This window comes from Microcoleus sp. PH2017_24_DOB_U_A (genome assembly GCF_020738205.1).
Taxonomy (GTDB): Bacteria; Cyanobacteriota; Cyanobacteriia; order Cyanobacteriales; family Microcoleaceae; genus Microcoleus.
The window spans coordinates 50,054-72,364 of the sequence record NZ_JAEQCT010000054.1 but is presented as its reverse complement, the minus strand read 5'-3'; the positions used below and the strand labels follow the sequence as shown (position 1 = coordinate 72,364).

Sequence of the window (22,311 nt, the reverse complement as noted above, 5' to 3'; positions counted from 1 at the left end):
GAATTGGTACGGGTTGGTTCCATTCTGTTTTAGGTGGAGGTTCTCAATTACGACCTTATTTTGATGGTGGGAAGAAGACTAAAACTGAGTTGGGTAACTTTGAGAACTGTAGCGGCTCAACTAGATTCGCAACCCATTCCTGGTTGGTCTTTGTACAATGGCGATAATAAGTCTGTGTTGCAAAGCTCCTTGGTGAATCGGAACAATATTACTACTTTATCTAGCCCTGTAGTAGGGGCTAATTTGGGTCAACCCAATTATGCTTTGGAGCTCAAATCAGGTGAAAGCATTACGCACAATTTCTTTGCCGTTCCTGATTGGGGTTCCCTTCGACTCGATCTACACGCACCTGGGGTTCCTAATAGGTCTAATGCCAACCCTAAAGGTACGCTTGATGTTACTATTCGACCATTAGATCCCTCAATTCCAGAGTTTTCTCAAACAATAACTCTCCAAAAAGCCCAAAATGGCACAGATGCTGTCGGTGTTCCTTCTACTTACCTAGAAGATAAATATAAAGTAGATTACGGCAGAACTGGCTTTGAATCTTTCTACATTGATGTACCAGAAAGACTGCGCGGTCAAGTGGCAACTGTTGAATTCAAAGGCAAAGCATCTATTCCTGTCTACCTAGATAATGTTTTCTTCCAAAGTGATTCGCTCAAGTTTGGTAATCCCAATCGTGCTAGAAGTTATCTGGATAACACCGATCCGAATAACACCTATCAAACTAACTACTTGATAGAGAAGCCTCAATATACTCTTTCCTACAATGGTCAAACAAATACTCCTAACTGGGTGGGCTGGGTACTTGACAAAGGTTGGGCAAATGGCAGTGCAGGGAGAGCAGCAGAAAAGTTTGCTGAAGATCCAGAATTGCCTGCACCAAATTTCTATAGGGTGCAGGATAATGATTACGATTTTAAATCTCAGATTAGCTACACTAAGGATGAATATGGTCGATTTTTGTGGAACAAGAAAGCTTTCTTTTGGGCAGATCGGGGGCATTTAACTCCTTCTGCGGATCGCCAAAGGAGTAAGAAGGATAACATAGCCACGTTTTTGACAACAAATATTATTCCTCAAGATAGCAAGCAAAACTCAGGAATTTGGGCAACTCAGGAAAAAGGACTTCGGGATCTTGCAAAGAACCGCGATTTTAAATTCTTCATCTTTGCAGGAGGTTCAGGTGAGGGTGGCGGAACAGTAACCGATGGGCCTTTACCTACGGAGGTGAAAGGGCCTACTCCAATTAAAATAGGAGATTCTAGTCCCAACCAATTTACCAATTTTACGGCGGGAACAGACAGCAATAATCAAGCAAAGATTAAAGTGCCGGATGCACTTTGGAAGGTGGTTTTAGGCTTTTCACCTGAAAACAAATCTGAGGTTCCAGATATCCACTTTGCTTGGTGGATACCTAACAATTCCTACAGCATTAAACAAACGCTCGACTACACAAAACCTACTCAATATTTAGATGGTCTGATCGGCCCAACATTTGAAAATCGAGCGTGGAATGATGGAGCGTTTACAATGAGTATCAAAGCATTGGAAGCAAGGCTTAACAAAGATTTACCCCTAGACAGTCAGTACGATTTTCTTTCTAATATCCACGATCCTGCTGTTAAAGACAATCTCAGATCGGTTCAGAGACTTCTTCCACAATAGCTCACATTCTAGCTGAAATAAACTTCTCATCAGAGAAGTCTATAGTAATCCTAAATGAGTCGTAATTTTTTTACCCCACCCCAACCCTCCCCTTGCGAAGGGGAGAGAGTAAGAAATTCACAAATGATTTAGGATTGCTATATTTACTTTAGCTATTACTACGCACGCTGCCATCGGGCATCAGTGTTTCCTCAAAACGGCAATCTCGAAACTTAGCCCAAAAAAGATTATTATCTTTCACCCCGAAGTCGGCTCCACGGAAGTCGGCTCGGGTCAAATTGGCTTTTTCAAAATAAACACCGTTAAAAAACCTGGCTCCCTTAAAGGTTGCCTCCGTCAAATTATCGCGAACAAAGTGGAGATTGCTGATTCTTGCCTTATTCAAATTGGCTCTACTGAAATTGGTATAGAAAAAACTACTCTCGACTAACCCAGCTCTCGTCAAGTCAGCTCCACTCAAATTGGCAAACTCAAAAACCGATTGGAAGATACGGGTTTCCCGCAAAATAGCATTACTCAAATCTGCTCCTTCAAAATGACTCTCACCCAAATCGACCCTAGTCAAGTCAGCCCCGCGCAAAATCACTCCCTCCATGTAGAGACCAATATCTTGGATGCTACTGTTACGCAAAATAATGCCACTTAAATCCAAGCCTTTAAATTGTCCGAGATCCCAATGCTCGCCGGGAGCAATATCATCCCTCTCCACCATAAAACCGCTAAAATTTCTTTCCCCAGCCGCATATCGACTTCGGAGTTCTCGAAATCGAATCTTTTGCATCTCGAAAATAGCGCTATCAATTTGTGCGCCCTGAAAGTTAGCACCTTCGATAACCGCATCCACCAAGAATGCGTTGCTGAAATTAGCTCCTGTACAATTAGTTTCAAGAAAATATACATTACTCAAATCAGCTCCCCACAAATTAGCATGACTGAGATTGGCACCGCTGAAGTCAACTTCTAGTAAATCAGTATCATTTAAATCAGCGTGTTCCAGATTAGCGTTGCTGAGGTTGACGTAAATGAGGCTGGCAGCGCTCAAGTTCGCCCTCTCTAGGTTGGCTCCACTAAGATTAGCCTCCCTCAGATTCGCACCACTCAAGTTGGCATTAATCAACTGAGTTCCATTCAAGTTAGCACCACTCAAGTTAGCATCGCTCAAGTTAGCACCACTCAAGTTAGCATCGCTGAGGTTAGCATTTATCAAATTGGTATTGGTGAGATTGATATCAATAAGCATTGTTCTGTTCAAATCGACACTACTCAAGTCAACCTCAGCAAAGTCTCTCTCGCCATTGGCATACCGTCCGACCAATTCTTCAGCATTCATAATTTATCTATTCAATTAGTTTAACTTCTGAATTATTATAGTACGATAATCCTGGTTTTTGCTACTGCAATATAATCAGCAATTAGTCACAAATGCGGGGCAGAAATAAAAGTTTGCTATTGAAGCGAGCAGGTAATAATTAAAAGATGCAGAATTCAATCAGGCACTAGCTGAGATTAATCTCAAAGATGCTTTATCAACTGTTGAAACCCAGAGCAGCGCTAAATTGGCGGTTGCTATTAACATTCCTGTGGGTAATCCCAATATCCCATCAGACCGACCGGAGTCGATCGCCCCTACCAACAGGCACTGCGAGAGATAGATACTAATCCACAAACAGCAACTGTGGATGGGATTGCCTTGCCCCAGGGAGCTCGCCCGCAAGGTATTGTCATTGACCCCAAGGATAATTACGCTTACATTGCCGACCAAAATCGCCCCAACATCTACGTCCTCGACATCAACCCGAATTCAGCAACTTATCATACCGTCGTTCAAACAATTAACGTCACATCACCCCTGGGATTGAGTCAGCTAGCCATCAGCAGCGACGGGCGGCGGCTGTTCGCCACAGGTTCCGACAGTAACGAACAAACACCTAACCGTAACCTTTACGCTGTCAACATTGATCCTCGCGACAAACCGAGCGCTCAGGGCTCTAACGAGCGGAAGTGGCACCAGCAGATTGGAGTAATCCCCACCGCATCGGAGACAGAGGGCATAGCTGCTACTTCCGACCCGAAGAAAATGGTGTTCACCAACGGATTTGCTAGTGTCCGCACCATAAGTAATGGGGAGGAGATAAAGCTTCAGGATGACGGCAAGGGCTTCGGAGTGCCGCTCCTTTGTCGCTGGGCGTGGCCACTGACTATTTTGATGTCAACGAGGCAGTGGCTGTAACAGTAACGCAAGACGGGAAATATGCGTTTGTTGCCGGTCGCAACTCTAGGGCAAATGTAAATACGCGCGAGGGTGGAAATATAGGCATTATCGCAAACCCGCTGGAACCCAATCCTCGACTGGTGGCCGCAACTCGACCGATTCCTGGCAGCTTAACTAACAACGTAGCGCTTTCGAGCGACGGCAAATATTTGATTGGTTCCTATCCCACCCTAGGTTTGGGAGGAAGAGAATCCGGGTAATTACAAGCTTGACGCCCGCGACAGGGGTGTGGATACTTGGGGTTTCCAGGCAAGCAATCAGCGAAATGCGACAACTGCCGACCTCGCCCGCGTGCCTATTGACGATATCAACCCTCTTGTCAGTATTGCGGCCGACTACGAAATTACAGGGGGAAATTGGATTAATAACTTTGCCTTTAGCGTACCAGAAGGTACGAATCGCGCTCCAATTGGTATCGGCGGAAATCCTAAAGGTTTGGCAATAGCGAATGCTAAAAACTGGTTGGAATTAAAAGGACCGATCGGGGATAGCAAGAATGATAGCAATCCTTTAACTCCTACTTTTCAGTGGGATTTGAAGGGTGAGAATGAACCCTGCGGTCTTCCTGGTTTTAAGCCTGATACTGATGTCGATAAGGTCAATCTTTATGTAAGCGTTTTTCCGCAAGGGAAGGGCTTGTTGCCGGGCGATCGGTGGGATGGGTTAAATTCGACTGCCGACAAAGATTACAATCCGAATCGGGTTCTGACTGCTCAATGGGAAAACGGTACGTGGACTTGGGATGGGAAAACTAAGGCTGGTTCTTCAGAGGAGTTTACTCTTTCTAGCGATCGAATGTTGACGGCGGGTCAGGAATATCATTGGGCTGTGGAAGCTACGACGAATAAAGGGGCAAAAAAAGTTGTTACCAATAAGTTTAAGACTTTACTGCCGACTCCCATTTCTGGTGGCAATACTTTCAGCAGCGTTACGGTGTTAACGCGAGGTTTGGAGCCTGAAGGTAATTTGATAGATCGCCAATTCCAGGAGATGGCTTCTCACATGACTAAAGAAAATGGTTTGGTCATGCGTTATGACCGGGCTACAAACAAATGGGGGTGGGTGAATTTTGATGGCTCCACAACCTTCTCTCCTCCAAGTCATAAATTGGGTGCACCACTGACACTAATACCTGGATGGGAACAGTCGCCAGAAGCAACTGCATTTAACTCTGGCTTTACTGAGGCAGCCGCAGATGCCTTTTTTGCTTCACTGGTAGCTTTAAATCAAAATTTGGCAAACACCCTTTTCAATTCACCTATGCACTTTATTGGGTTTGGTCAGGGTGCAGCGATCAACAATGAAATTGTCCAGCGTTTGGGGAGTTATTTTCCCTTCGCTGGTGGTACTAACCTTGTAAACCGCGACCTCCAGATGACAACGATCGATCCTCATGATTTCGAGCAAAATTACTTAGTAGGCTCCTTAAAAAGCTTCCGCGATCCAGAAGTGAGAATCTGGGAAAATGTTACCTATGCCGATAACTATTATCAAGATGTCCCCGCTCTGGATGCACAGGAAACCAATACCCGTGCTGGTCGGCGAATTGCGGAGGCGGATTGGAACGTACACCTTGGTGGTTCTAATGGAACAGGCTCTCTAAATGGCTCGAGCCGGATTGGATTTACTGAACATAGCACGGATGGAAAGCCTCACACGCACGCTCTAACTTGGTATGGAGGAACAACTAACCTTAGCGGAAGTCAACTCCCCTCAAAGAATGGAGAGAGGATTTACCGCCGGCTTGGAGATCTGGAATTAGATAGTTCAGGCAATCCAACCAAACCTACGTGGTACACACCAGATCATACGAATGCTAATTTTACTCACGGTGAACAACGAGCTCCTTGGGAAGGTATCGGTACTGGCTGGTTTTACTCGGTACTGGGCGGTGGCTCTCAATTACGCCCCTATGATGCTAACGTAAGTAACCGTGTGCCCGTAACTGAGGACAACACCTACACAGACGAAACTATAGGTAACAAGATGCGAGGTGACTATGCAGTTCCCACCCTTTTCAATGGTAATTTTGACGCCAGCAAACGTTTTACATATCAGAGCGTTCCAGGCTGGTCTTTTTACAACTCTTTAAGTGTATCCGACAATCCTAATGTGTCGCAAAGACATCTGCATGAACGGGATGAGATTGATACCTTTTTAACTGAAGAGCAAAGAAAATTAAACTACGGTTTAGCCGGACAAAACAATACCTTGAAGATGGGAGGTACTGATGGACCTAAAGAAATAATTCATAATCTCTTTCTTGTCCCCGATCAAAACAGCTTACACGATAGTTTGAAGTTCGACCTGCACGTACCCCAAGACCAACTCGGTGCGGGAAGAAAAATTACGGTTTCTATGCAAGCAAACGTAGCTGGTTACGAACAGTTTACGTCAATAGGAACTATCGATTTAGAGCGAGGAGTATATGAAAAAAATAGCTCTCCGGAGGAGCTCGACAGCAATATTCGCAAGATCGGTTATGGTACTGAAGGCTTGGAAACTTTCTACCTAAATGTCCCGCAAGAACTGCGCGGTAAGGTAGCTTTACTCAAGTTTGAAATCAATGACGGCACTGTTTACCTTGACGATATTTCTTTTGGCAAGAAGTGGGAATCTTCTATGACTCTCGCTGAGGCTGAAGAATATACAAAAAATAGCTACAGCAGACGCGTGCTCTATCATGGAACTAACCCAGTTCGTGCTGCTAGTATTGCGAATGGTGGTGTAAATCCTGCTAGGCTCGCAAGCGGTTTCCTCGGAGAAGGTTTGTATGTGACAAATCAGGAGGAGAGGGCTAAGGATTTTAGCATTGATGAGAATGGCAATCTAAGGAAAGGTCCGATATTAAAAACCGTGCTGAACATAAAAAACCCCAGAGTCTATCCGGGTTTAGAGGAATTTTTCGAGGAGGCAAAAATTTACGGTAATACAATTGGTAAACAAGGATCAGAGGCGATAGATAAATATACAGAGTATCTCAGATCTCAGGGGTATGATGCGATCGTGACTACCCCAGAATTCATGCAATATTATTTAGTTTTCGACCGCAAACAAGTAGTTGTTGTTAAGGAGTAATCAAATGGCTGAATATAAACGATGCCTTGACTGCCGTCACTTGTTAGATGGCATTGTAGACGAGATTCCAACTTGTCGCGCCTTCCCTAAAGGAATACCACTAATTTTTGTCGTCGGAGGTGGAGAACATATAAAACCTTTACCCGACCAAGGCAATACAATTGTTTATGAGCCAATAGAACACACAAAACCTTTACCCGACCAAGACAATACAATTGTTTATGAACCAGCCGAAAAACCTTTTTGGCAGACGGAGTGACAACCGAGTCAAAAGCCCCATCGGTAGCGGATTTGGTAGATCCTGCTTACTTTAACAGAGGATACTCATTGTTTGGACCGGGACTTTATTTATCAAATGATATAAGGGTAGCCGAAATCTACAGCACCGATGATGCCGTATTAGATATAACGTTAAATGTAAAAACTCCCCAAATATATTCACATGATTTTGCCTACAAGTCCAGCTTATAAAACTACCGTTTAACTAATGGTTTACAGTTGTCAGACCAAGAGTTAATTAATCAATATGCAGAATATTTAAAATCTCAAGGTTACGATGCTATTCAAATAGGAAATCCTCTAGTTCCTTGGAGAAAAAGCATCCTAGTTTTTGACCCAAAACAGGTAGTAGTTGTTCGTCCTTAATACTCCAATGAATAAAAATCAAATGAGCGAATATAGAGGGTGTCGTGGTTGTCGGCATTATTTAGGCGACCTAAATTGCAGTGCCTTTCCTGAAGGAATACCTCTGATAATAGTATCAGGGGAAATTCAACATACTAAAGTTCTACCCAAGCAGAAGAATACAATTGTTTATGAGGCAATTAAAAAAAGTACAACAGACAAAATGGAAGAGTAAAACTAAAATTTGCTGGGCAGAGCCAGACGCTAAAAACGTAAAATAATGATACGAGCTGTAAAAGTTTAGATTAATTTATAGATCGTATTGTTGTTAAGGAGTAATCAAATGGCTGAATATGGAGGATGCCGTGCCTGCCGTCACTGGTTTCATGACGTGTATATAAACGAGATGCCAACTTGTCGCGCCTTTCCTGAAGGAATACCACTAATTATTTTCGTCGGAGAAGAACACACAAAACCTTTACCCGATCAGGACAATACAATTGTTTATGAACCAGCCGAAAAACCTTTTTGGCTGACGGAGTGACAACAAGAGTCAAAAGCCCCACCGGTGGAGGATTTTGACTCTTGTTATTGGCGAGGAAAATATAGAGGAAAACAGGAGGATGAAGGTTGGTATCTTTTGACCAGTGTCGGCACTTTAAGACAATCAATGTAAAACTTGAAACGATCGACGGTCAAAGTAAAGATGTAATCGTCAATCTTGCAGAAGATGCAAATTTTTTGATCGACGCAAGTAACTACAATCAAATTCAGGATATTAAGGACATCTACTCGGATATCGAAAATAAGATTGGCTTTGGCAGAAAAGGATTTGAAACCTTCCAACTTAAGTTAAACCTCACTGATTCAGAAATCGCAGAGTTTCGAGGGAAGCCAGCGAAAATAACCTTTTCTTTAAACGGCGGTGATTCCGTTTACATAGATAATGTTTTCTTCAAGAGCGACCATCTCAAATTTGGTAATCCCACTGAAGCTAGATGGAATCCTAGCAATAGTACATACCAAAACAACTTGCTGCTTGAAAAACCACAGTACGCAGTGTCTTACAATGCTGATACCAAACTTGCCAACTGGGTAGGTTGGAAAGTAGACAAAACATGGGCGACAAGACCAGATACACAACCAGGAGAATTACCCAATGGGTTAATACAAAGACCTGAATTTATAACCGATCCCGATTTATTAGCTAGTGGCTTGTTTACCTATGATGGAAATATCTTTACGGGGTTAGGAATGGATCGAGGTCATTTGTCTCCTGACAGAGATAGAGTGAGACATCCCAAAGACCAGTTAGCAACCTACCTAACCACTAATTTGATTGCCCAATCAATGGATAACAATCGATTTTTTGTTCCAGGAAGCAACTCTCCAGCAGATGCTTCAGCTTGGTTTAATATAGAAGATAAAGTGATAGCCCCCCGAGTTGCTCAGGGGCAAGAGCTTTACATTTTCGCTGGAGCTATTGGTAACGATCCAAATCTTCAAAAGAAAACCAATGTTCCCGAGCTGCTTAATCGGATTGTAGATGGAGCGTATATCAATCAGGGAAATACAAGCCCTAGCAATTTGTCAAACCGACAAATTCACATTCCTCGATGGACGTGGAAAACAATCATGGCTGTGGAACAACCAGGAGCCGAAGTTACTTCGTCAAACATAGAAACTTTCGCATATATGACGCCTAACGTAGCAGAACCAGATTGGAATTTATCCTTAGATGGGGTTGCAAATCCGCTTAATAATGATGTGTTTTCTCCGTTTTTGAACAGCGCTCGCAGTAACATAACTAATGCAACGGCTTGGAGAAATCCTGATACTTGGAGAGTTACTCTCCCAGAACTCACAAATATTCTTAACGAACGTAACAAAGTTCGCAACTATGCGTTTGATTTTGATTTCTTTTCAAATCTGCCATAAAATGTTCAAAATGCCTTGAAGGAGCGAGGTAGATAATCTCCTCCTTCTTGACATTTTGCTTCTTTTAGTGGCAGAAAATCATCCTCTAACAACTTTTGATAACCTTGTTATAATTTCATACTTCTCTGTTAGTGTTGTGAGAATAGAGATAGGGATTGAAGGTAAAACCCGGTATGAAAACTCCGTCTTGCCGAATAATGTCCCGAAACTCGCAAGGATCTTCTCCAGTTCCACCCAGCTTAGCACCTTGAAAGTTAATTCGGGTGAAACGAGCACAAGTTAGGTTACACGTCGCGCTAGTATTGGCCCCTCTCAGATCGCAGTCAAAAAACCGAGTGCTTTCTAAATCAGAATCATAAATTTTGGCATCCGTAAAGTTACAATACCAAAACTGAGCCGATCGCAACTTACATCTATGCAAATTGACTCGGCTCAAATTAACGTAGTTAAATTGAGCGCCAGTCAAGTCGATATTTTGCAGTTCAACCCCGCTCAAGTCAGCGTACTCCAAAATGATGTTTCTAAAATCTCGATCGCCAGCCACATATCGTCTGAGTAATTCTTCTACAGCAATACTTTCTTTGTCCATAACTCGACTCCTGCATCTATTTACACAATCAACAATAGCATCGTCACTTTACAATTCGGGTTTTGCTGAGGCAGCCGCAGATGTTTTATTTGCCTCAATGGTACAACTCGATTTGGAGAAGGGCGGTTCTATCGGAAAGGAGGGTAAACTTTATGATAGTACGGGCAAGTTAATCCGCAATCAAGGATCTGTTTTCAACTCGCCGCTACATTTTGTTGGTTTCCGCAATAACACAGGTAGCTTAGACCCAGACATTTCGCCTGCATGGTCTGCAATAGAATCAGGATTAGTTGACCAGCTAATTTTTGATTACAACAAAAAACTTGATATTACTGCTGGTGTTTTTGATACTAAAGAACAGAATTGGTCGGTTCAGCCAAAAACTAGAGCACCTGAAGCACTTACGGAAGCACAAAATCAGGGAAATACAAATCCCACAAATTTAGAAGCTAACGGAATTCGGATTCCTGGATGGACATGGAAAACAATCTTGGTTTCCAACAAATCAAATCTTGGGGTACAAGATATTCTTGGCAGTTACACGTACATTACGCCCAACATACCAGAACCTTACACGAACTGGATCGGGCAACCAGCAGTCCCGAATCCACTTAATCAACTGTTAGGTGAAAGCCGCGATCCCATAACAAGTGCTGAACAATGGCGAAGACCAAATACATGGAAGATTTCTATTAATCAGCTTGAAAGTCTTCTGAATACTCAGGGTTCTGACAAGGTTTTTAACTTTTTGTCAAATCTTCCTGAAGATGTTCGGAATCGAATTAAACAACAAAGCGATTTCCAGTTTCCACCTCCCTAAGTCCAACTCGCTTGGGATTTACGCAGAACTATTTTGAAAAATGTTCAAAAAATGACTGTTCCCTCAATGCTCTGCGTAAGTCCTATTTTATTCAACCGATATATTCACATGGCAACTTCTTCAAAATCTATCATTCCTAATCTTTTGCGGGCGTTCTATCCAACGTTCACTAGAATTGATTGGTCCGGGGATAAATTCTCCACTTACCCAAGTGGTGTTACAGAAATACATATCTTCTTCGACACCAAAAAAATTTTGAATACCCTCAAGATTACTTCCTGTAAAATCAGGAGCATACATATCAAGCAATCCCAAATATGCACCTCTAAGATCGCAGTAAATTATTTGAGAATCGCGCCATTCGCAGTTACTTAAATTGGTATTCCTCATGTCACTAAAAACAATACGTTTAATGCCACCAAAATTACAATCAGTCAATTTAGCTCCGACCAAATTTACGTGGCTGAAGCGAGTTTGCCACAAAAAATTAACGCCAGATAAACTAACATTACTGAGATCGACTTCATGCAAAATTATATCCTGAAACTCTCTTTCACCTTCATCATAAAGTCTGAGAAATTCCTGAACATCTGTCAGTCTGTGAGGATCGGTTTGTACCTGACCATTAGGCATAATAGTTTGACAAAAAATAGTATCTTTTGTCGTTTTAATATCAGTAATATTAGCTCATGTTAGATTAGCCCCAATGAGAGCAGTACCGCTTAAATCAGCACCATTCAAATCCGCATTAGTTAGGTCAGCATTAGTTAGGTCAGCATTAGTTAAGTTAGCGTTTCTGAGATTAGGTCCTCTCAAGTTCGCATTGAGCATGAAAGCCGATACTAAAGAAACTTTTTCCATATTGGCATCACTCATATTGGCATTGATTAGGCGAGTCCGCCCCATCTCAAAGTCTACCCATCTCAAATCGGCCTGGCTGAGATTGATATCAATGAAACAAGGCCACTGAAGACGAGCGGATTTTAAATCAATCCCTGTAAAGTTTCGCTCTCCGGCTCTATACCGTTGAATCATATCAGCTCCAGCGATGCGTCCCTTGGCAATTTCTTGAAGACTCATAATTATTGTCTAAATTAGTTTAGATCTTGTATTATATAGCAATTTTAAATTATTTCCCAAATGACACGCGAGAAAGATGATTGTACTACAAGGATTATACTCTCGATAAATTTGCCACTGATTTAGGACTGCTATATCTATTTGCCTTATCAATAATAGCAACTTTACTGGTGTATTTCATGGCAGTTGTTAATAGCAAAATTATCCATATCGGGGGACTTTGTTTCCTAAGAGAGGCGGGATTTTTAACACAAATCCCGATCGGCAAATGATATCAAATCCGGTGGCATCGGAATTAATATTACCCAAAGTCAGGACACGGCGCAGTGCCGTTTCCCTACAATTAATCGGGCGATAGTTACATCTGGTACGATCGCGATAGATTATTTTGCGGTAGGGAAATGGCTTTTGGAGTGTCCTCCGTTCCTTAACAGTCAACAGTCATCCGTCAACCGCCAACAATCAAATGACTAAAACTGAGGTTTTGCGACCACCCCGTCGCAGAGACGCCGATCGCGATCGCTCACATTAGGATTAGTTCTAAGATAATCCCCCACCCAATCGCAGCCCCTCACCAGCAAATCATCAAGATCCAAATTCCACAAAATTACCCGATTATCCTTGCTAGCAGAAGCCAGAATTTTCCCATCCGGGCTAAAACTCAAGCCCATCACACTATCCTTGTGACCCGTCAAAGTTTTCAGCAACGTCCCGCTGCGGCTCCACAACTTCACCTTATGATCGTAACTGCCCGAAGCAACCAACAAACCATCCGGGCTAAAACCCACGCTAGTCACACTGTCGCTAGAACCCTTCAGCAGCGTCGCTACCAAAGTTCCGTCCACCTTCCACAGCTTCACCGAATTGTCGTAACCAGCCGAAGCCAGCATTTTGCTATCAGGGCTAAAAGCAACCCCCAACACAAAACTATTGTGAGCCCCTTCAAAAGTCCTCAGCAAACCACCGTCCCGATTCCACACTTTGACAGTGCCGTCATCGCTTGCAGAAGCCAACATCGAACCGTCAGGGCTGAATGTCACCCCAGTCACCCAGCCTTTGTGTCCCGTCAAAGTCTTAATCAACCTGCCCTGTCTCGTCCAGAGTTTCACAGTCTTGTCCTTGCTCGCCGAAGCGATAATCTCGCTGTCGGGGCTAAAATTCACGCTCATCACGCTGTCGCCGTGTCCTTCGAGGGTAAACAGCACAGAAGGCGAACACGGAAATAGCGGCGCCGAAGGACAAGGGAGACTATTACTCGTCGCATCTTTGTTCAGACTCCAGACTTTCACCGTTTTGTCGTAACTCCCAGAAACCAGTAGCTGTCCGTCGGGGCTGAAATTGACGCTGGCGACTCTCTGAGTGTGTCCTTCCAAGGTTTCGAGCAAAATCCCCGTGCGGCTCCAGAGTTTGATAGTTTTGTCTGTAGAAGCAGAAGCCAGCTTTTGGCCGTCGGGGCTGAAAGTAACGCTTTGCACCCGGTTTTGGTGTCCGTCGAGGGTTTTGAGGGGCACATCATCGAGCCGCCAAAGTCGGATAGTTTTGTCAAAACTTGCCGAAGCCAAAGTTTTGCCATCCGGGCTAAAACTTACCTGAGTAACTCGATCGGCGTGTCCCTCAAAAGTTCTGAGCAAACGACTGTCCGGTTTAATATTGCTAGCATCCGTTGGACGTTTGTCGCCAACACCAGCCAGACTCCAGAGTTTGACACTCCCGTCTGCGCTTCCAGAAGCAAGTGTTTTACCGTCGGGGGAGTAACTGACACCAAATACCCACTTGCTGTGTCCCCGCAAAGTTGTTAGCAGTTCGCCCGCCTTTGCCTTGGCTGATTTTTTTCGGGCTGGGTATTTTATGGCAGCGATGCTCCAGATTTTCACCGTTTTGTCTTCACCGGCACTGGCGATCGTTTCACCGTCGGGGGAAAAACTGACCGTGTAAACTTTGGAGGGTTTTTTGTTTTCGCTGTGCCACAAATTAGCGATTAACCTGCCGTCAGCATTCCACAGTTTTACAGTGCCGTCATCGCTCGCCGCAGCGATGATTTTACCGTCGCGGCTGAAGCTGATCCAATTTATGGGAGCTGGTTGTTCGATCGTTTGCAGCAACGTACCGTCGGTTTTCCAAATTTTGATAGTTTTGTCTGTAGATGCACTGGCGATCGTTTGGCCGTCCGGGCTAAAAGCAACAGTGGTAACGCTATTAGTGTGTCCCGTTAAAGTGGTTAACAAAGTGCCGTCTGTTTGCCAAATTTTGACAGTTTTATCTAAACTTGCCGAGGCGATCGTTTTATTATCGGGACTGAAAGTGACACAGGAGACACTGTTAGTGTGTCCTTTGAAAGTAGCCAGCAAACTGCCGTCGCGCCGCCAAAGTTTCACGGTTTTATCTACGCTAGCAGAAGCTATTGTTTGACCGTCTGGACTGAAACCCAGACCCCAAACTACGTCACCGTGTCCCTCCAAGCGGTTGCGTTCTTTGACGCCATAAACTGCCTGCTGGAGGGCAGCAGCAATCAGAATTTCGGTGTCCTTGAGGCTGTGCATTTCTTGGGAGCCTTCGATCTGTCTCCACTTTTTACCCGCTCTCAAACTTTCTAGCATGGCGTCAAATTTGTTGTTTGAAAAATAAAGAGCTTCAGAAGCTGCGGTGAGGGTACTGATTTCGGCTCGCTGAGTTTGAGCGACAGCTAGCTGTTTTTGACCGACTGCCCGCCACCAAAAGTTGACGGCGGCGATCGTGGAACTCGTTAGCAATAGGACGCCGATCACTGCTACTCCTAGCATTTGTTTGAGAAAAGTATTGGCTCGGTAGAGCTGTGCTTGACTCATCTTTTTGTCGGCTTCTGCTTTGTGGAGTCTGGCTTCTAAGCCGAATCTTTGGCGGATCGGCCGCACTAAATAGTCGTGTACCAATTGATAGCGGTCTTCGGGCGATTCCCGCAGCAGAAATAGCAAACCGTGACCGACTAAAATGTCTAAAATCAAGTCGAGGTTGTCGGTTTTCTTTTGTCCGCTTTCTGGTTCTTTTGCGAACTGTCGCTGTAGGGAAATTCTGCCTCTGCTGCCGATCGCCAATAATTCACTTTCGCCCCCATCTGCCGGCTGCTGGCCTGTCACTAAGGACAATTCGTTTTTGGTTTTAATCAGCCTCACGCCTCTTTCATCCGTCAGGGAAAACAATATTTTCCAAGCTGCGTCTTCGTTAACCAGGCCGCAGTCAGAGATCACTCCTTCGAGCGATCGCTTCACTAATTCTGCTTTGGGATTGGCGCCCAATTGCTGGTATTGTGCTAGAGTCGTAATACCTTCTTCTTGCAGTTGCGCTCCTACTACCTGCAATTCGATCGGTCTCACTTCTTGCAGTTCGTCTGCTAAATCTTCGACGAAGGCATCGATCAGTGCCGGTTCTAAATAATATTCTGCCCGTTTCGTTAAGTGTCCGATCACAGCCCGCGCGTCTTTTATTGAAAAACTGCGTAGTTGGTAGCGGATGCTTTTGTCGAGAATATTATTGTTAATGGCGTCGAGATCGGGGAAGCGATCGCAGTCGAGCAAATAGTGCAAGTAATCTTCGCGCAAGCACAGAATTATCTTGACATAAGGCAGGTTCAAAAACAAGCGCAAAAAGTTATAAAAAAGTTGTCTTTGTGCCACTGAAGTCGAAACAAAGAAAAATTCTTCAAATTGATCGAAAATTAGCACAGTTAACAAATTATTTGTGGCATTTTCGCGCAACTGCTCTATAATAAAAGAAGAAGTTTCCGAGCCGCGTTCTGGAGAAATAGAGCAACTGCTTTTGTGGATTTCCTTTAGTCCTTGAGCGATTAATTGCGTTTCATCTTCGGCTTGTTTGTCGTACAGCGCTCCGTTCAAAGCGTTTTCTAATTCCACCAGCCAGTCGGTGTAAACTTTGATAACTACTGGCAAGGCATCCCGCGCGCCCGGAGTAATATTTTTCAAAGCAGGTACTAAGCCGGCATTGACTAGAGAACTTTTTCCAACTCCGCTGGGCCCGTGAATAATAGTTAATTTATGATCGTCCCTGCTAATTCTTTCGAGCAATCTATTGATATCTTTTTGGCGGGAATAAGCTGTCATTTCCGCTGCGATCGCAGCTTGATTTTGAGCTGAGGGGCTCGAAGGATTGACAGCTTGACGCTGCTGTTGCAATTGGCTGGCTCCGATAAAAGCTCTAAATCCGTATTGATACTCGATCGATCGCTGGGTTTTTTTAATCCGGAAAGCTTTGAGATACTCTCCCTGCTCGAAATAAACCGCTTGGAGTTCTGTCAAAATATCGATGTAAAGTCGGGGGTCGTACTTGGGCTCGCTTTGATTTTGAGCCAACTCCAAAGAATGAACCGCCGCTTCCCACTGACCTAGCTCCCGCAAACTTCGGGCTAACAGTAAAAGATACGAACTGCGATCGGATTTGGGATGTTGGATTTTAGATTTGGGATCGTTACTGAACTCGTTAGTACCCACGAATTCTGGATAATTTCCCGCAAATCCCAATCTCAAATCTTCAATCAACAATCTTAAATCATTAGGTGTTTGATCCAAAATCGCCAAAGCCAACTCGGCTAGCTGGCGGGCTTGACTCCACCTGGACTGTTGCAGGGCAACTTCAGCCAAAAACCCGTAATCTTGAGCTAATTGGCTGGGAGTACCGTAGGTGAAGTGCAACTGCAAAGAATTTTCAGCTAATGCTTGCAACTCTCCCCAAGCTTTGAGGCGTTGCAGTACCTCTCCGAGGTGTGCTGTCACCTCAGCTACCAATTCTGGGCGATCGGCAAGGGAGAAAGCGTTTCTAGATTGTTCCAGGCTAATCCAAGCTTGTTCCCAGTGGTGGCGGTTGGCTACCGGATTTCTGGCTGCTTGCAATCTGTGACACAGGGCTATGTGAAATAGCACTATGCCTTCTCTCTCTAAAAATAGGATGTTGGGGACAGGATTCGACAATGAGGAGCAGAGGGTCGATCGATTTTCGGCATATTCCCAGTTTGCCAGTTCCCAGTTGCCGGTTTGCTGCTGCCAAAATATTAAGCTTTCTTGGTAATGAATTAATGCTGTTTCAGTTTGGTCGCTGACATAGTAATCTCGACCCAGAACGAATTGCAGGCTGGCTTTCAGGGCGGGTTCTAATTCTTGACCGCGATTTTGTAAATCTCTTAAAGCTAATTCTAGTTCTCGGCGCGACAAAGAGCCGATCGCCAAATCGAGGGTATTGCCCGGACTCAAAGGCGAATACGAGTGGACATCTAATTGTCGTCCGTTTTGCAGTTGAGAGTTAAAGGTGAGAAAGCGTTCTCCGGAGCTAATTTGATGCTCCTGGGCTGGTTTTTCCCAGTCGGTTTCGCAGGCGCAAAAACCTGGTCGGGTGCCGGCTGTACTGCTGCCTAGTTCTTGATTTATTTCGCCTACTTTAAATATAGTATCGGCTTGCTGTGCCAGGAAATTAATTAATTCGTCAACAGCCATTTCAAATTTAATGGTGGCGGCGGCCCAACTTTTGAAGTCCGGGGCCAGACGAATCATTTTGGTCACAATGTCATCTGTTACCCACAAAATCACCGGACAGGAAAAATTTTTGCGAAATTCATCTCGCACTTGATTGGTAGAGGCCATCAATTCGTCGATCGCTACTACTGTTTCCAAACCAAATACCATCAAAGCTGAGGCAGAACCTACAGCCGAAGCCCCGTTCTGAAGCGTGTTTGCCTGGAGGGTAGTGTAAAGGGTTTTGACGGATGCTGGCAGGACGAGATCTTGAATTGGAACTGCGGACATTTCTCGCAGCCGCTGCGCTATGTGCTGCCGCAACTGCTCGTAGTTGCAGCGCACTAAAATTAGCGAAAATTGCTGCTGAGACATGGCGATGGATCTTACCAGAGTTTTGAGCGATCGCTCGTTGTAGCTGGCAGTTTCTTGTTGTTTAAGTAGATCGGTCATGCGTGCACCCCTTTTGCAGAAATCAATTACCTAACGATTGCCGATCGTGACGGAAACAGTATCTACTTAGAGATGCCCGTATCGGTCTGGCGCTTTATATCTGTAGGAATACGTAGTTTTTCGTACTTCTCCTATGAATACTTACATAGTCATCAGGTTTAATCTAAAAACATCATAGCTCCCAATCTCAGAGAATGGGAAACTTGACAATAAAAATTAAACCTAGATCAAATATTTTTTAGTCAGCTACAGATAAAATCCTCCATTCATCAATATCAGACAGCTAAATGTATCGATAATACCAGCGACTAGCTATTAGTAAACAATAGGTATATCTGTAGCATATATTTGGAAAAAAGAAAAAAAACTCGTCATGGATGCTCGCTCCAGACTAGGAGCAACGGATCAATACATACCTACCTGGTCTGGCATGGGAGATATGACAGTTGAGGTTGGGGAAATTTATTGTGTGGTGACAAATATTTATGGGGCAATTATATGCGCGGCGTAAAGACCGCATTTAAGAGAAATCAGCCAGTGGGAAAAACCGCTGACTGCGTGCTTATTGGATTGTAGAAATTGGGAGTTTTGAACGGTAAATTTTAAGTTAAATAGTTTCCAATTTACTCGCCGCTAACGGATCTTAGAGTCGAAGAATGCGATCTCAAAAATCCCAACTATTCTTGGTGATTTCGTTGCTGCCACTCCTGATATTTTCTGGTTTCTGCTAGGGCTGGATTGATGCCAAACCAGCGACCTTCTTGATCCCGGTATTCAAAGACAAACATACTTCGCAACAAGATTTGAGATTCTTCTTCGCCGGTTACACTTTGTCGGTTGACGACTTGAAACAACAATTCCCATTCCGTGTCATTGATGGCTCCCAAAAGGTCATCGCGATATTCTTGAATGACGCTTTCGAGGCATTCGCGAGAGAAGGGGGGATCTTCATGTTGCAAACAGCTATACAAAAGCATCAGTAGATTGCGAACATGGCCACCGCTAATCCGGCAAAGCCTGTCTAAAGTTTCGGGAGAGTCAAAGACTTTGGAAATCAAATCGATGCGTTGGGCGGGAGCGACTGTGGGGAAAGCTCTAGCCAATACGAGCTGCCGCAGCAGTGCCATTCCTTCGATATGATCGTCGCCCGATCGCCTCAGCACGGGTACCATCGGCATCACCTTGGGTTTGACTCCAAATCGACTGGCGAGACGGCCAAAGTCGTTAGAAAAAATCAAAGTCAGGGGAATGGTGTAGACGACGTGGCAATTGAGTTTTTTCAACTGTTCGCCACGGTCTAAAAACAGGTATTCTGGCTGGGTGCGTCCGCTGGGTTTGAGTGAGGCGTCGAGGCGATCGAGATTGTCAACAATGACTGCGAGGCCTTTTTTGCCTTGTTGCTTGAGTTCGGCGTTAGCTCTGTCGAGGAGTTCTTCGTTGATCGACTGCAAGATGCTGTTGGTGCGGGGTTCGAGATATTGCCTGAGTTGCGATCGTAGTTTGGGAGAATCTTTAGTTTTAGCAGTAACTCGAGCAATTCCTATAGATAACTCCGCTTCCGCTGACAAATCTATGGGAGTCTGCAAAAATTCTGCCACTTCTGCAAACAAATTGGTAAAGTAGCTCGGTCTGAGTTTAATTTTGGCGGATTCCATCGTTTCGCTGACTTGGCGGGCAATGCTCAGCAAAATATCACTGATGTCTACATCGCCCATGTCCAAGTCTTGGGAAGACTCGAAGTAGACGACGCAAAAACCATCTTGCTCTAGCTCAGCTTTGAGTCGAAACAATTCGGTAGATTTGCCACAGCCGATATGCCCTGTAAATAGCTGACAGGTTGGCTCGTCGGGGGATATCCGGGTGATGGTTCGCTGTAAAGATTCAATGATTTTGCCACCCCGCACCGAACCAAAATCAATGTAGTATTGATAATCTCCTGGGTCTCCCGCGACAAGGGTCTTGCTCGGGTTGCAGGCTTTATAAAATCTGTCTAATTCGAGTGCGATCACAATTGAAGCCGGCTAAAAGTTAAAAGAGTTAATCGAAAGTCTAAACTTTCTTTCGTTGAGTTTAGTTTGATTTGTCACCTTTTGCGGTGTGGGGTAATGCCCTAAATACCCAAACAACCTCTATCTGCTAATCAACCGGACGGCGCGGGAATTTGGAATTTTTAATTAAGAAATTTTAATTACCTAACTGAATCAGTGAATTTACGGATATTTGCCCTGCTTATGGGTAATTTCGCGGGGATCTGGGTGAACTACTCATCGTCAAGCGGGATACCGCTATGACGGGAGCTTCCAACTTCAAGCGGAACAGCATCCAGCAAGACCGAAATCTTACTCCCGTTGACTTACATTCCGTCCATTGGCAGTAGCACTGGTTCCCAATGTCAAAATCCGCAAGGCTTCATAAAACTAATACGGGATGCGGGAAACGAGCGAGTCTTTAGACCTGAGAGGGAAGCGACGCTCTTTACTTCAGTCAAGAGTGTTCTTTCTTAATTAGCTGAATGATGCGGGTCTTCTATGTATTTCTTCACCACTTCACTACTGATATTACCTGCTGTACTCACAAAATAGCTGCTCGTCCACAAAGATGGCAGCTTTTTCAGTTCCGGGAATTCCTCCCGCAAAAAACGACTAGAACGACCTTTGAACAACTTAACTACTAAGACAGGGGTGTCCGTTGGCTTGACGGCTACAAACAAATGTACGTGATCTGGGGCCACTTCTAGCGCCAATATATCCCAACCTTTCTCAATTGACAACTCTAGGAAAATCTGACGAGTTCTAGTCGCCACGTCGCCCAATAAAACTTTTTTGTGGCGCTTGGGGATAAAGACAAAGTGGTAGTTTAGTAAGAACTTAACGTGGTTGTGCGTTTTGTATTCGGCAAGTGGCAGCATAAATAGTTTGTTGATACAAATTGACGTATCCACTATACTCGTTTAGAATAAGCAAATCAACCAATATTCAGGAAAACAGAGGTGCCAAAAAAACGAAAAGCAATGGGTGTTCAGCAAGTATTACTGTCACCAGACAAAGAACTTCAAACATTACTAGAATACCTGTGCCGACAATCCAAAAAACTGTAGAACAGTGGTGTATATTTGGCTCGCCAAACTTTTTTTTAAAACAGGAAAGCTGTTGACTGGAAAGTTCGACTTATCTTTTGAGCCGTCAGTGGCAAAATCAATGGTTGCTAAGTCGTTGCCATCAACGCCAATGCAGCAAACATTGATGTCGGTCGCAGAAGCCTTTAAATCTTTTAAAGAATTAAGAGATTTGTATATCAAAGGTCAATTATATTTTAAGCCCAAGCCACCGGGATACCTGAAAGGGCCTAAGTTGTTCAAAGTAGCTTATCCAAACTCAGGGGGCTTAAGACCTAAACTTATTGGTAATCAGCTAAGATTCTCCTTGGGATTGACGGTAAAGCGGTGGTTTGAAGTTTCCGAATTCTTTCTGCCTATGCCGTCAAATCTTGACTTTTCCAAGGTGAAAGAGTTTACGATTCTACCTAAGAATGGTGCTTTTTATCTTGAAACATCTTACGAGGTTGAAAAAGAACAACACAGCCTAGACATCGATCAAGCGTTATCAATTGACTTGGGAACTGCTGACAATTTAGCAGCCTGCATTGATACATTGGGAAATTCTTTCTTGATTGATGCTCGCGCTATGAAAGCAATGAATCAGCTATGGAACAAAAAAGTAGCAACTAGAAAAGAAGGAAAGGCAGAAGGTTATTGGGATAATTGGCTAGACCGCGCAACCCGAAAACGCAACCACCAAATGCGCGATGGCATTAACAAGACCGCGAAGTTGATTGTTAGCCATTGCTTGGAACACAGCATTGGCAACATTGTTTGTGGCTGGAATCAAGGCTTTAAGTCTAATGCTAATATGGGTAAAAAGAACAATCAAAAGTTTGTTCAAATGCCTTTAGGAAAGTTGAAAGACCGATTAAATCAACTGTGTGACTTACACGGCATCAGGTTTATTGAAACCGAAGAAGCATATACATCCAAAGCTAGTTTTCTTGATGGAGACTCCCTACGCAAGTACGGTGAAAAGCCAGAAGGGTGGAAAGCGTCGGGAAGACGAATTAAGCGTGGATTGTATCAGTCTGCCGATGGAACCGTGGTGAATGCAGACCTAAATGGTTCTGCCAATATCCTCAGAGTGCGATTCGTTTAGCTGAAACCCTTGCTATATAAGCAATGCGGAGGATGGCTAGCCAGGGACGACCTGGATAACTGAGTGGAACATGATGGTGACGGAAGTAC

Annotated in this window: 16 protein-coding genes; 9 read left to right on the top strand and 7 right to left on the bottom strand. The window is 44.1% G+C overall.

Features of this window, described 5'->3' with window-relative positions; all coding sequences use genetic code 11:
* Positions 1–33 precede the first annotated feature (33 nt).
* Positions 34–1,671, top strand: a complete 1,638-nt coding sequence (locus JGK07_RS16085; protein WP_293290946.1) for a DNA/RNA non-specific endonuclease — start codon at positions 34–36, stop codon at positions 1,669–1,671.
* A 148-nt stretch (positions 1,672–1,819) separates the two neighbouring features.
* On the opposite strand, the gene JGK07_RS16080 is transcribed toward JGK07_RS16085, so the two are convergent.
* Positions 1,820–3,001, bottom strand: a complete 1,182-nt coding sequence (locus JGK07_RS16080) for a pentapeptide repeat-containing protein (protein ID WP_293186100.1) — start codon at positions 2,999–3,001, stop codon at positions 1,820–1,822.
* A gap of 345 nt (positions 3,002–3,346) precedes the next feature.
* Between JGK07_RS16080 and JGK07_RS16075 the strand changes: the two genes are divergently transcribed.
* From JGK07_RS16075 to JGK07_RS16050, 6 genes are all read left to right on the top strand, one after another.
* Positions 3,347–3,901 (top strand): hypothetical protein, encoded by a 555-nt coding sequence (locus JGK07_RS16075; protein WP_293290944.1) that lies wholly within the window; start codon positions 3,347–3,349, stop codon positions 3,899–3,901.
* Complete coding sequence (locus JGK07_RS16070; protein WP_293288123.1) at positions 3,892–4,143, top strand: hypothetical protein; 252 nt, start codon at positions 3,892–3,894, stop codon at positions 4,141–4,143. Before JGK07_RS16075 ends, JGK07_RS16070 begins: the two co-directional genes overlap by 10 nt.
* A gap of 28 nt (positions 4,144–4,171) precedes the next feature.
* A complete protein-coding gene (locus JGK07_RS16065; protein WP_293242504.1) occupies positions 4,172–7,021 on the top strand; it encodes a hypothetical protein in 2,850 nt (949 codons plus the stop codon).
* Positions 7,022–7,025: 4 nt separating this feature from the next.
* Positions 7,026–7,280 carry a cytoplasmic protein gene (locus tag JGK07_RS16060; protein WP_293186102.1) on the top strand — a complete coding sequence of 85 codons (255 nt, stop codon included), beginning with the start codon at positions 7,026–7,028 and terminating at the stop codon, positions 7,278–7,280.
* A 771-nt stretch (positions 7,281–8,051) separates the two neighbouring features.
* Positions 8,052–8,189: a hypothetical protein gene (locus JGK07_RS16055; RefSeq protein WP_293186103.1), complete on the top strand. Its 138-nt coding sequence runs from the start codon at positions 8,052–8,054 to the stop codon at positions 8,187–8,189.
* An 86-nt stretch (positions 8,190–8,275) separates the two neighbouring features.
* Positions 8,276–9,583 carry a DNA/RNA non-specific endonuclease gene (locus JGK07_RS16050; RefSeq protein ID WP_293186104.1) on the top strand — a complete coding sequence of 436 codons (1,308 nt, stop codon included), beginning with the start codon at positions 8,276–8,278 and terminating at the stop codon, positions 9,581–9,583.
* Between the two features lie 115 nt (positions 9,584–9,698).
* Here JGK07_RS16050 and JGK07_RS16045 read toward each other — a convergent pair whose 3' ends face one another.
* Positions 9,699–10,172, bottom strand: coding sequence for a pentapeptide repeat-containing protein (locus tag JGK07_RS16045; protein WP_293186105.1), 474 nt, complete (start codon positions 10,170–10,172; stop codon positions 9,699–9,701).
* Here JGK07_RS16045 and JGK07_RS16040 point away from each other — a divergent pair.
* On the top strand, positions 10,165–10,992 hold the full coding sequence (locus JGK07_RS16040; protein WP_293186107.1) for a hypothetical protein: 828 nt from the start codon (positions 10,165–10,167) through the stop codon (positions 10,990–10,992). The two genes, JGK07_RS16045 and JGK07_RS16040, sit on opposite strands and share 8 nt — an antisense overlap.
* Before the next feature lie 120 nt (positions 10,993–11,112).
* Here the strand turns inward: JGK07_RS16040 and JGK07_RS16035 are convergent, their stop codons facing one another.
* The 5 genes from JGK07_RS16035 to tnpA all read right to left on the bottom strand — a co-directional run bounded on the left by JGK07_RS16035 (position 11,113) and on the right by tnpA (position 20,928).
* Positions 11,113–11,625: a pentapeptide repeat-containing protein gene (locus tag JGK07_RS16035; RefSeq protein ID WP_293186108.1), complete on the bottom strand. Its 513-nt coding sequence runs from the start codon at positions 11,623–11,625 to the stop codon at positions 11,113–11,115.
* Between the two features lie 54 nt (positions 11,626–11,679).
* A complete protein-coding gene (locus JGK07_RS16030) occupies positions 11,680–12,072 on the bottom strand; it encodes a pentapeptide repeat-containing protein (RefSeq protein WP_293186110.1) in 393 nt (130 codons plus the stop codon).
* A gap of 470 nt (positions 12,073–12,542) precedes the next feature.
* Entirely contained in the window at positions 12,543–18,020 is a 5,478-nt protein-coding gene (locus JGK07_RS16025) for an AAA family ATPase (RefSeq protein WP_293186112.1), read from the bottom strand.
* A gap of 677 nt (positions 18,021–18,697) precedes the next feature.
* Positions 18,698–20,029 carry an ATP-binding protein gene (locus JGK07_RS16020; protein ID WP_293150090.1) on the bottom strand — a complete coding sequence of 444 codons (1,332 nt, stop codon included), beginning with the start codon at positions 20,027–20,029 and terminating at the stop codon, positions 18,698–18,700.
* A 491-nt stretch (positions 20,030–20,520) separates the two neighbouring features.
* Positions 20,521–20,928, bottom strand: a complete 408-nt coding sequence (tnpA, locus tag JGK07_RS16015; protein WP_293186113.1) for an IS200/IS605 family transposase — start codon at positions 20,926–20,928, stop codon at positions 20,521–20,523.
* 196 nt (positions 20,929–21,124) lie between these two features.
* Here tnpA and JGK07_RS16010 point away from each other — a divergent pair, with 196 nt between their 5' ends.
* Positions 21,125–22,222 carry a transposase gene (locus tag JGK07_RS16010; protein ID WP_293226033.1) on the top strand — a complete coding sequence of 366 codons (1,098 nt, stop codon included), beginning with the start codon at positions 21,125–21,127 and terminating at the stop codon, positions 22,220–22,222.
* Positions 22,223–22,311: the final 89 nt, after the last annotated feature.

What these genes read in the sequence shown, in the direction of transcription:
- JGK07_RS16055 (WP_293186103.1), top strand. Translation starts at nt 8,052, where the DNA reads ATGCCAACTTGTCGCGCCTTTCCTGAAGGAATACCACTAATTATTTTC.
- JGK07_RS16060 (WP_293186102.1), top strand. Translation starts at nt 7,026, where the DNA reads ATGGCTGAATATAAACGATGCCTTGACTGCCGTCACTTGTTAGATGGC.
- tnpA (WP_293186113.1), bottom strand. Translation starts at nt 20,928, where the DNA reads ATGCTGCCACTTGCCGAATACAAAACGCACAACCACGTTAAGTTCTTA.
- JGK07_RS16035 (WP_293186108.1), bottom strand. Translation starts at nt 11,625, where the DNA reads ATGCCTAATGGTCAGGTACAAACCGATCCTCACAGACTGACAGATGTT.
- JGK07_RS16030 (WP_293186110.1), bottom strand. Translation starts at nt 12,072, where the DNA reads ATGAGTCTTCAAGAAATTGCCAAGGGACGCATCGCTGGAGCTGATATG.
- JGK07_RS16080 (WP_293186100.1), bottom strand. Translation starts at nt 3,001, where the DNA reads ATGAATGCTGAAGAATTGGTCGGACGGTATGCCAATGGCGAGAGAGAC.
- JGK07_RS16045 (WP_293186105.1), bottom strand. Translation starts at nt 10,172, where the DNA reads ATGGACAAAGAAAGTATTGCTGTAGAAGAATTACTCAGACGATATGTG.
- JGK07_RS16025 (WP_293186112.1), bottom strand. Translation starts at nt 18,020, where the DNA reads ATGACCGATCTACTTAAACAACAAGAAACTGCCAGCTACAACGAGCGA.